We start from the raw sequence: 10,029 nt of genomic DNA, 5'->3' as shown, positions 1-10,029 counted from the left end.
CGGCCGCTGGCCCATGGACTGCAGCCACTGCGCCACCCGCGCCAGCGATACCTGCACATGCCAGCTGCCGCCCTGCGTAGCCTGGCGGTAGAGCGCAGCCTGGATGCCAAAGGCCAGCAAAAAGCCCGCGCTGTAATCCAGAATCTGCAGCGGCAAAGCGCGCAGCCCCGCGCTGCCAAACGCCTGGCCTTCGGCCCAGTTGATGCCGCAAACCGTCTGCACCAGCGAATCAAAGCCGCGCCGGTCGGCCCAGGGGCCGCTGCGGCCATAGGCCGACAGGCTGGCATAGACGATGCCCGGCCGCAGCCGGGCGGCAGACTGCGGATCCAGCCCCAGCGCATCCAGCGCGCCCGGCCGGTAGCCTTGGAGCAGCACATGGGCCTTGCCCAGCAACGCGGCCATGGCGCCCTGGCCTGCCGGGGTTTTCAAATCCAGCAAGGCCGAACGCTTGCCCCGGCTCATATCGGCAATGGCCTCGATATTGGGCAGAGCTGGCCCATTGAGCATCAGCACATCGGCCCCTTGCGCCGCCAGGCTGCGGGCTGCTACGGGCCCTGCCAGAATGCGGGTCAGGTCCAGCACACGCAGGCCAGCAAGCGGCCGGTGCTGGGCAGGCGCCGGCCCATCGCGGGGGGCGGCAGGCTGGTTGCTGTCCAGCTGCGTGATGGCGACCAAGGGCTGCGCTGCCACCGCCGCACTTTGGGGATGGGCCTGCCATTCCTGCGGGCTACGGGCCGCTGCCACCACCAGGCCGAGCGCGGCAGCGCGCTCCTCCACCGCCTGCGCCGTCCAGCCTTGCAGCGCATCGGTCACCGCTTGGCGCGGGGTGGCCTCGCCCGTGGGCAGGCCCAAGAGCCGCAGCATGCCATCGCGGTGGTGCGCAAAATTGGCATGGATGCGCAGCCAGCCCGGCGCGCCGCGATCGGCGCCGCAGGCATAGAGGCCTGAGATGGGCGCCCAGAGGTTGGGCTGCTCACCGTCCAAGGTGAAATAGCCACTGCACTCGGCCAGCACATGGCCCACATCCACCTGGACCTGGGGCATGGCCAGCTGCTGGCGGTGCTGGTGGATCAAGGCGCTGGCCAGGCCGCTGGCCGCCACGGCCGCGGGCGCTGCCACATCCAGGCAAAAACTCGAGGGGTAGGCTGCGCCATCGCCGCTGAGCGCCAACGCGCCCTGCTGCAAAGCCTGCGCTGGCAGGCCCGCTTGCTGCCACAGCATGTGCACGCTGGCCTGTATGGCCGCATGCAGCGGTTGCTGCGCCAGGTGGTGGCTGGTGGCGGTGTGGTTGTTGGTGGTTGGCAAGGCGTTCTCCTGGGTGACGGACTGCCGCCATTGCATACCTGCCGCACCCCGGGGTCAATCTTGATTGGGCCGATACACATGCCATTCATCTCTCACTGCAGTAGCATGGCCCATGGTTTCTGCACGCCCCGCCCCCGTCCCACCTTCCGACGACGACAGCCCCTGGCTCAGCAGCCAGCAGGCCGCCGCCATGCTGGGGGTGCAGCGCGCCAGCCTCTATGCCTATGTGAGCCGGGGCCTGCTGCAAGCGCACCGCCAACCGGGCCTGAGCGGCCATGTCTATGCCCGTATCGATGTGCAGCGCCTCGCGCGCCAGCGGCAAACCGTGCGCAACCCTGCGCAGCTGGCCCGCTCCACCCTGGACTGGGGCACACCGGTGCTGCGCTCGGCCATCACCCAGGTGGCGCAAGGGCAGCTGTACTACCGGGGGCGCGATGCGCTGCAATGGGCCCAGCACGCCAGCCTGGAAGACACCGCCGCGCTGCTGCTGGGCCAGCCCATCGCGGCAGAACCCGACAGCGCCCGCAGGGCAACCCCCAAGGCAGCCACAGCACAGCCCCTGCCGCAACCCCGCCCACCCGAGCAGGTACTGCGCGCCTGGCACAGCCTGCCCGCCCAGGAACCCAAGCTGGCCCAACCCGGCTGGCCCCAACCGCTGTTGCAGCAGATGCTGGGGGTGCTGACGGGGCTACCGTCCTGCGATAAAGCCCAGCCTGCATCCGAACAGCTCATCCACCAGCAGCTCGCAGCCCTCTGGCAAGTAGATGCAGTGGGCGAAAACATCTTGCGCCAGGCCCTGGTTCTGTGCGCCGACCATGAGCTCAATGCCTCCAGCTTTGCCGCGCGGGTAGTGGCATCGACCGGCGCCCGCCTGCATGCCAGCCTGGGCGCAGGTCTCGCCGCACTGACCGGCCCACTGCACGGGGGGATGACGGCGGTGATCGACCAGCACTGGGACGACTGGCATGCGGCGCGGCGCAGCAGCGAGGCATTGCCCCCATCGCTCGCCCAGTTGCTGGCGGACACCCGCATCAATGGCAGCCCGCACTACTGCGCGGGCTTTGGCCACCCGCTCTACCCGGCAGGCGACCCGCGCAGCCAACGCCTGCTCCGCCTGCTGCCGGCCCATGCGCAGCGCCATGCCCTGCTGGCCGCCGTACACCACCACACGGGCCTGCACCCCAGCCTGGACTATGCGCTGGTCGCCATCCAGCGCGGCCTGGGCCTGCCCGCAGGCGCTGCCTTTGTGCTGTTTGCACTGGGCCGCACGGCAGGCTGGCTGGCACATGCGCTGGAGCAGCGCGACAGCGGCCAGCTGATCCGCCCCCGGGCCCAGTATGTGGGCTTGCCGGCCGAGACAGATGCGCAGGCGGAGGCCCCTGCCACGGCCGACACCAGCGCCGGCCGCATCCCCGGGCGCATCATCCGTTTCTGACCCGTAGCAAGCCGCTGTTCCAAAGCACAGGCGCAAAAAAGCGGCCTCGCGGGCCGCTACTTTGGCAGTTCTGGCAGATGGCCGGTTCAGCCTCCCAGCTGGGCCAGCCGCTGCATCAAGAATCGGTCTCGCCTTCCACCGGCCAGTCGCGGATATAGGCCTTGAGCATCTTGTTCTCGAAGTTCTGGCTGTCGACGACGGCCTTGGCCACGTCGTAGAAGCTGATCACACCCATCAGCATCTTCTTGTCCATCACCGGCATGTAGCGGGCATGGCGGTCCAGCATCATGCGGCGCACCTCGTCCATGTCGGTCTCCATCGTGCAGGTAAGCGGTGCATCGTCCATCACGCTGCGCACAAGGATATTGCCTGCCGTGCCGCCATTGTTGACGATGGCAACGATCACCTCGCGGAACGTCAACATGCCCACGACATCGCCGTGCTCCATCACTACCAGCGAGCCAATGTCCTTCTCCGCCATGGTCTGGATCGCGTCGCCCAGAGGGTCGTTGACGCTGGCCGTGTAGAGAGTGTTGCCTTTAAGGCGGAGGATATCGCTGACTTTCATGGGTGTCTCCTTGTACCGTTCTCCGATGCTGGCGGGCCCGCCTGCGTGCACACGCATCGGCGACAGGCCTGCCCGCCCAGGTCTGCTAAATATAGCCGACAATGCCCGTCCAGAACGACAACATCGCGGAGATACGCCATGCCCGGTTACACCGACCCCGGCTTTGACACCCTGAGTCTGCACGCCGGCGCCCAGCCGGACCCGGCCACCGGGGCTCGCGCCGTCCCCATCCACCTGACCACCTCCTTCGTCTTCGAGTCGAGCGACCACGCAGCCAGCCTCTTCAATCTGGAGCGGCCCGGCCATGTCTACAGCCGCATCAGCAACCCCACCAATGCGGTGCTGGAGCAGCGTGTCTCGGCACTCGAAGGCGGTGTGGGCGCGATCGCGGTGGCCAGCGGCCAGGCCGCGCTGCACCTGTCGGTTGCGACCTTGATGGGCGCGGGCAGCCATATCGTTGCCAGCACCGCGCTCTATGGCGGCAGCCAAAACCTGCTGCACTACACCCTGGCCCGCTTTGGCATCGAGACCACCTTTGTCCAACCCGGCGATATTGACGGCTGGCGCGCAGCGGTGCGGCCCAACACCAAGCTGTTCTTTGGCGAGACGGTGGGCAACCCCGGCCTCGATGTGCTGGACATCCCCACCGTCTCGGCCATCGCCCATGAGGCCGGCGTGCCCTTGCTGGTCGACTCCACCCTGACCTCGCCCTGGCTCATCAAGCCCTTTGCGCATGGCGCCGACATCGTCTACCACTCGGCCACCAAGTTCCTCTCCGGCCACGGCACCGTCATCGGCGGCATCGTGGTCGATGGCGGCAGCTTTGACTGGGAAAAGTCGGGCCGCTTCCCCGAGCTGACCGAGCCCTATGACGGCTTTCACAACATGGTGTTCAGCGAGGAATCAACGACCGGCGCCTTCTTGCTGCGCGCGCGGCGTGAAGGCCTGCGCGACTTTGGCGCCTGCATGAGCCCGCACAGCGCCTGGCTGATTCTGCAAGGCATCGAGACCCTGCCGCTGCGCATGGAGCGCCATATGCGCAACACCGAAAAAGTGGTGCAGTTCCTGGCCAGCCACCCGATGGTCAGCCGCGTGGGCCACCCGATGCTGGAGAGCCACAGCTCCTACGCGCTGGCGCAAAAGCTGCTGCCGCGCGGCGCGGGCTCGGTGTTCAGCTTTGACATTGCCGGCAACCGCAACCAGGGCAAGAAGTTCATCGAGACGCTCAAGGTCTTCAGCCACCTGGCCAACGTCGGCGACTGCCGCTCGCTGGTCATCCACCCGGCCAGCACCACGCATTTCCGCATGCATGACGACGCCTTGGCGCAAGCGGGCATCAGCCAGGGCACGATCCGCCTATCGATCGGCCTCGAAGACGCCGATGACCTGATCGATGACTTGAAGCGCGCGCTCAAGGCCGCAGAGAAGGCCGCATGATGGAAATTCGTGTCTTTGCACTGCAAGATTCCGAAGCCGTTGTGCAGCTGTGGCATGACTGCGGCCTCTACCGTCCCTGGAACGATCCGCACAAGGACATTGCGCGCAAGCAGAGCGTCTCGCCCGAGCTGTTCTGGGTCGGGGTCGATGAACAAGGCGCGGTGATGGCCAGCATCATGGTCGGCTACGACGGCCACCGCGGCTGGATCAACTACCTGGCCGTGCACCCCCGGCACCAGCGCCAGGGCCATGCGCGCCAGCTGATGCAGCGGGCCGAAGCCGAGCTCACGGCGCTGGGCTGCCCCAAGCTCAACTTGCAGGTGCGCGCCGGCAACGAGGCGGTGATCGCCTTCTACGAAAGCCTGGGCTATGCCAACGACCACACCGTGAGCCTGGGCAAACGCCTGATTGCCGACATCTAGCCTCAGCCACACCATCGGAGCACAGACATGCGAATCCAAGTACAAGGTGCCGACCTGTATGCCTACACCGGCGGCAAGGCGCTGGATGCGAACCAGCCCACTGCCATCTTTATCCACGGCGTGCTGTGTGACCACAGCGTCTGGGCGCTGCAAAGCCGCTACCTGGCCAACCACGGCTGGAACGTGCTGGCCATCGACCTGCCCGGCCACTGCAAAAGTGGCGGCCCGGCGCCGCGCACGGTGGAAGAAGCGGCCGAGACCATCGCCCAGCTGCTCGATGCCGCAGGCCTGCAGCAGGCGGCCCTTATCGGCCACAGCTGGGGCAGCCTGATTGCGATGGAAGCGGCCGCACGCCTGGGCGCGCGCATCAGCCACCTGGTGCTGGTCGGCACGGCCGATCCGATGAAGGTTGCCCCCGCGCTGCTGGAGCAAGCGCTCAGCGCAACCGACCAGGCCATTGCCATGGTGCAGACCTTCTCGCGCGCAACGCTGGCACCGCCCTCGGGTGCTGGCAGCTGGGTGTTTGGTGCCGGCATGGCGCTGGCCCGCCGCGTGCAAGCCAGCAACGGCGACACCAACCTGCTGCACACCGGCTTTGTGGCCTGCGACAGCTACCGCAATGGCCAGGCCGCGATGGCCGCCCTCGCCTGCCCGGTGCTGTTTGTGCTGGGCGAGCAAGACCAGATGACCCCGGCCCGCGCCGCGCGTAGCTTGGTCGATGCCGCCAGGGCCGCTGGCAAGCAGGTGCAGGTCCAGATGGTGCCCAGCGGCCACAACCAGATGACCGAGTCACCCGACGCGACCCTGTTTGCGATCCACCATTTTCTGCAGACGCAGGCCGCAGCGCCGCAGGTTCCGGCCTGAGGGCCTGCCGCAGCGATCCGCCCCGCTATCAGCTTTGCTTTTGTGATATTGCTTTTGTTTTTATAGCAGAAGATCACGCATGTATCTGGCGTAAGAAGGCGTAAGCCACTGCAAAAAATGCCGCAATGCCGGCATCAAATGCGTTAGCCTATCTGCCAGGCCGATGGAGGCCCAGACAGCTGCACCTGAAAAGCTGCAGACCCGATACATACGACTTATGCAATACAAGGCCCTTCCCTGTTTGCTGCAACACTGCCAGGCGCAACCCTGGCATCTGCTGCGGCCGCGCGTGGACATGGACCTGGAGCGATGGGCAGAGACCTGGGCAGACCAGTTGTCAAGCCTGCATGAATTCTCCAGCCATGGCTACTATGGTCTGGATGTGCAAGATCTGGACGCCGACAGCCAACGTGCTGCCCGGGCCGGCTGGTGCCGTGCGGCACTGCAATCGCTGGCACTGTTGGATCTGGCCTACAGCCGGGGCCTGCCGCCTCGCGCGATGGAAACCCTGTTCGAGCATGTGCTGCATTGGTGCAATGAGTATGCGGTCTTTATGCGCAGCGATGCCGCAGCGCCGGCGCAAGCGCGCCAACCGATCAACCCCGCCTCCAACAGCTACCCGGCTGCCGTGCAACTGCTGGCGCTGCCCGTACTGCTGGAGCGCCAGGAGCTGATTCCCGGCATTGTCGAGCGCCTGCTGGGCAACCGCTGCGACTGCCTGCTCGACTACCTGAGCGCCGTCGCCTGCGAAAAGGACGAAGCCTCGGCCCAGGTCTTCTGCCCCAAGCCCTATGCCGATCTGATGGCTTTCTTCGAGCAGTCCGAGCTGGGCACCGAGCCCTTGCAAGCCTATCTGGACGAGAACTACAGCAGCCAGCTGCACCCTGCGCTGGCCGCCATTGGCCGGCTCATTGGCATGGGCGAGCACCACCCGCGCTGGGCCTGGGAAGTCGCCGCGCTGGTGGTGCTGTACGAGCTGGATGACAGCCCGTTGACCGCCTACAGCAGCTACCCCGCCGACATGGTGGCGCTGGCCCGCCAGCGCCTGGCCTTCAACGAGGCCAGCTTCGCCGCGCACTGAGCGGCTGCCACGCCACTGCCCAGCAGTTAGCGCTACCGCTGAGAATACCCATCGGGCAAGCCGCCTGACGCGCGGCAGCTCCAGCCCATCCGATTGCACTCCAACGCGGCTGCGTAGAGACTTTGAACAGGTTCTTAAGCCTTGGCCTGATCCGCCTGCGCCGCAGCGTCCAACGCGGGTTCAAGCGTCTGCGCTGGCGCATCTGCCTCATCCGCAGGCACCTCACCGGGCAGCCAATGGCGGCGCTCGAGCAGCGCAATCAGCGCGATCTGGTCGAGGCCGCTGTGCCACCACAAAGGCTCGGTCGCCTCGTTGCGGTCCAGCATCAGCGCGCTGACCAGCGGTGCAGCGAGGGTCTGCGCCGGCTCGATCAGCAGCACATAGCGCATGTCATGCTGGCTCTCGGGCGCGCCCGCGCTGGTTCGGCGCTCGTCCACATCGACGACGGCGCCCACCCAGTCGAGCTGGCACAGCACATCGAGCGCGCGGTGCAGCTGCACATCTTCCACCTGCAAGCGGGTGGCAAGCTGGTGCAGGTAGAGGCCCTTCTCGGGCTGGTAGCGCATCAGGTTGAGCGCACGCAGGCATTCGAGCGCGAGCTGAAAATCCCAGCTCTGCGCCAGCGGCAGGCGCGCCACACCGGCCAGCAGGCTGGGCAGGTAGGCAGCGACCACAGCGCCCAACAGCACAATCACCCAGGCCACATAGATCCAGATCAGCAAGATTGGCAAGGTGGCAAAGGTGCCGTAGATGGTCGAGTAGGTTGGCACATGCACGAGGTACAGGGTCAGCACCTTCTTGGCCACCTCGATGCCCACGGCGACAAACAGCCCGCCGGCCAGCGCATCGCGCCAGCGCACATGGGTGTTGGGCACATAGCGGTACATGGCGGTCACGCCAGATGCCAGCAGCACAAACTCCAGCGAATCAAAGGCCAGGCGGATGAGGTAGGGCAGCTCGCCCATCGCGCTGCGCGAAGCGGCCACCACCGACGAGGTCAGCACCAGGCTGGAGGCCAGCACCAGCGGTCCCAGCGACATGGCCGCCCAGTAGATCAGCACCCGCTGGCCCAGCGGACGCAGCTGGCGCACGCGCCAGATGTTGTTCAGGGTGCGGTCCATCGTCAATATCAGCGCCAGCGCCGTCACCAGCAAAAAACTCAGGCCCGCCAGGCCCAGGCGGCTTGCTTTGGACGCAAACTGCGTGATATAGCCCAGCACCTGGCTGGCGATGGTGCTGGGGATCAGGCTCTCGATCAGCCAGCGCTGCAGCTGCGCCTCGACCGTCGCGAACATCGGAAAGGCGGTGAGCAAGGCCAGCGCCACCGTGAAGAAAGGCACCAGTGCCAGCATGGTGGTAAAGGTCAGGCTGCTGGCCGTCAGGCCCAGGCGGTCCTCGCCAAAGCGCGTGCGCAAGGTATTGACGGTGTTGCGCCAGGGAAAAGCCGCGAATTGCTGCCACCACAAAGCCCATCCCTGGCGCGGTTGCACCTGCAAAGATGCCGCGTTTTTCTCATCACTGACGTACATACCGATATGATGCCATTTCCATGCCTGCATCCACCCCTGAACCCGCCGCAAATCTGCCTGATTTGGTAACGCCTGCCGCTGCGGGCGCCGCTGCGGGCGCAGCTGAGGGTGCAACTGCGGGTGCCGCTGCGCAGTTTTCGCGCTGGCTGGCCGTGGCGGCCTTGCTGGGCCTGGTGCTGCTGTCTCTGGCCTGGGAGCTGTGGCTGGCCCCCTTGCGGCCCGGCGGCTCCTGGCTGGTGCTCAAGGCCTTGCCGCTGTGCATTCCATTGGCCGGCCTGCTCAAGCGCCGTATGTATACCTACCGCTGGCTGAGCCTGCTGGTGTGGCTGTATTTTATTGAGGGCGTGGTGCGCGCCTGGGGCGATGCGCCGCCCAGCCGCTGGTGCGCGCTGGCCGAGATCGCGCTGTGCCTGCTGCTGTTTGCCGCCTGCGTGCTGCATATCCGGGGCCGCCAACGCGCCACCTCCCCGGCCACCCAGCGCGCAGCCGCTTCCTAGAACCGTTTTCTTTTTATTTGCTGAGACTTCCGATGACCGACCTGATTGCGAGCTTGCGACAGATTGTGGGCGATGCCCATGTACTTACCGAGGGCGACCTGACGGCCTATGAGCAGGACTGGCGCCGCCGCGTCCACGGCAAGGCGCTGGCGGTGGTGCGCCCCGCCACGACCGAGCAGGTAGCCGCCGTCGTCAAGGCCTGCGCGGCCAATGGCACCTCCATCGTGCCCCAGGGCGGCAACACCGGCCTGGTCGTGGGCTCCACGCCTGATACCTCGGGCCAGCAGGTGGTGCTGAACCTGGGCCGCATGCAGGCGATCCGCACGATCGACAAGGACAACCTGACCGTCACCGTCGAGGCCGGCTGCATCCTGCAGACCCTGCAGGAGCGCTGCGAAGGCCAGGGCTATCTGTTCCCGCTGTCGCTGGCGGCCGAAGGCAGCTGCACCATTGGCGGCAACCTGGGCACCAATGCCGGCGGCACCCAGGTGGTGCGCTATGGCAATACGCGCGAGTTGTGCCTGGGCCTGGAAGTGGTCAACGCCCAGGGCGAGATCTGGAACGGCCTCAAGGGCCTGCGCAAGGACAACACCGGCTACGACCTGCGCAACCTCTTCATCGGCAGCGAAGGCACCCTGGGCGTGATCACCGCAGCCACGATGAAGATCTACCCCATGCCCGCGAGCCAGCTCACCGCCTGGGCGGCCTTGCCGTCGTTCGATGCTGCCGTGCGCCTGCTGGCGCTGGCGCACCAGTACCTGGGCGCGGGCCTGACCGGCTTTGAGGTGATGAACCGCTTTGCGCTGACCCTGGTCGACAAGCACATGCCCCAGTTGCGCGTGCCCTTTATCGACAACCCCGCCTTCCCCTATGCCGTGGTGCTGGAGAACT

General features: G+C 66.4%; 10 protein-coding genes. 7 read left to right on the top strand and 3 right to left on the bottom strand.

What is annotated here, in order from left to right; genetic code table 11:
• Positions 1-1,221, bottom strand: a 1,221-nt coding sequence (locus H928_RS29595; RefSeq protein WP_373604940.1) for a CoA transferase, incomplete at its 3' end; no start/stop codon positions are given.
• A gap of 196 nt (positions 1,222-1,417) precedes the next feature.
• On the opposite strand from H928_RS29595, the gene H928_RS29590 reads away from it, so the two are divergent.
• The gene (locus H928_RS29590) at positions 1,418-2,740 is read left to right on the top strand and encodes a citrate synthase family protein (protein WP_021028722.1); all 1,323 of its coding nucleotides are present in this window, start codon (positions 1,418-1,420) and stop codon (positions 2,738-2,740) included.
• A gap of 115 nt (positions 2,741-2,855) precedes the next feature.
• Here the strand turns inward: H928_RS29590 and H928_RS0123680 are convergent, their stop codons facing one another.
• Complete coding sequence (locus H928_RS0123680; RefSeq protein ID WP_021028721.1) at positions 2,856-3,308, bottom strand: CBS domain-containing protein; 453 nt, start codon at positions 3,306-3,308, stop codon at positions 2,856-2,858.
• A gap of 138 nt (positions 3,309-3,446) precedes the next feature.
• On the opposite strand from H928_RS0123680, the gene H928_RS0123675 reads away from it, so the two are divergent.
• The 4 genes from H928_RS0123675 (at position 3,447) to H928_RS30410 (ending at position 7,112) form a co-directional block, all read left to right on the top strand.
• The gene (locus H928_RS0123675) at positions 3,447-4,745 is read left to right on the top strand and encodes an O-acetylhomoserine aminocarboxypropyltransferase (RefSeq protein WP_021028720.1); all 1,299 of its coding nucleotides are present in this window, start codon (positions 3,447-3,449) and stop codon (positions 4,743-4,745) included.
• Positions 4,745-5,167, top strand: a complete 423-nt coding sequence (locus tag H928_RS0123670; protein ID WP_027011329.1) for a GNAT family acetyltransferase — start codon at positions 4,745-4,747, stop codon at positions 5,165-5,167. The genes H928_RS0123675 and H928_RS0123670 overlap by 1 nt, the downstream gene beginning before the upstream one ends.
• Before the next feature lie 27 nt (positions 5,168-5,194).
• Positions 5,195-6,031 (top strand): alpha/beta fold hydrolase, encoded by an 837-nt coding sequence (locus tag H928_RS0123665; RefSeq protein ID WP_021028718.1) that lies wholly within the window; start codon positions 5,195-5,197, stop codon positions 6,029-6,031.
• Between the two features lie 241 nt (positions 6,032-6,272).
• On the top strand, positions 6,273-7,112 hold the full coding sequence (locus H928_RS30410; protein WP_021028717.1) for a PoNe immunity protein domain-containing protein: 840 nt from the start codon (positions 6,273-6,275) through the stop codon (positions 7,110-7,112).
• 134 nt (positions 7,113-7,246) lie between these two features.
• Here H928_RS30410 and H928_RS29580 read toward each other — a convergent pair whose 3' ends face one another.
• Positions 7,247-8,641, bottom strand: coding sequence for a YihY family inner membrane protein (locus tag H928_RS29580; RefSeq protein WP_021028716.1), 1,395 nt, complete (start codon positions 8,639-8,641; stop codon positions 7,247-7,249).
• A gap of 20 nt (positions 8,642-8,661) precedes the next feature.
• Between H928_RS29580 and H928_RS29575 the strand changes: the two genes are divergently transcribed.
• Positions 8,662-9,138, top strand: a complete 477-nt coding sequence (locus H928_RS29575; protein ID WP_021028715.1) for a DUF2069 domain-containing protein — start codon at positions 8,662-8,664, stop codon at positions 9,136-9,138.
• A 32-nt stretch (positions 9,139-9,170) separates the two neighbouring features.
• A partial coding sequence (locus tag H928_RS33860) for an FAD-binding oxidoreductase (protein WP_373604939.1) occupies positions 9,171-10,029 on the top strand: 859 nt, incomplete at its 3' end.

The organism is Comamonas sp. B-9 (assembly GCF_000410635.1).
Lineage (GTDB): Bacteria > Pseudomonadota > Gammaproteobacteria > Burkholderiales > Burkholderiaceae_C > Comamonas.
This window is presented reverse-complemented; position numbering and strand designations above follow the sequence as displayed.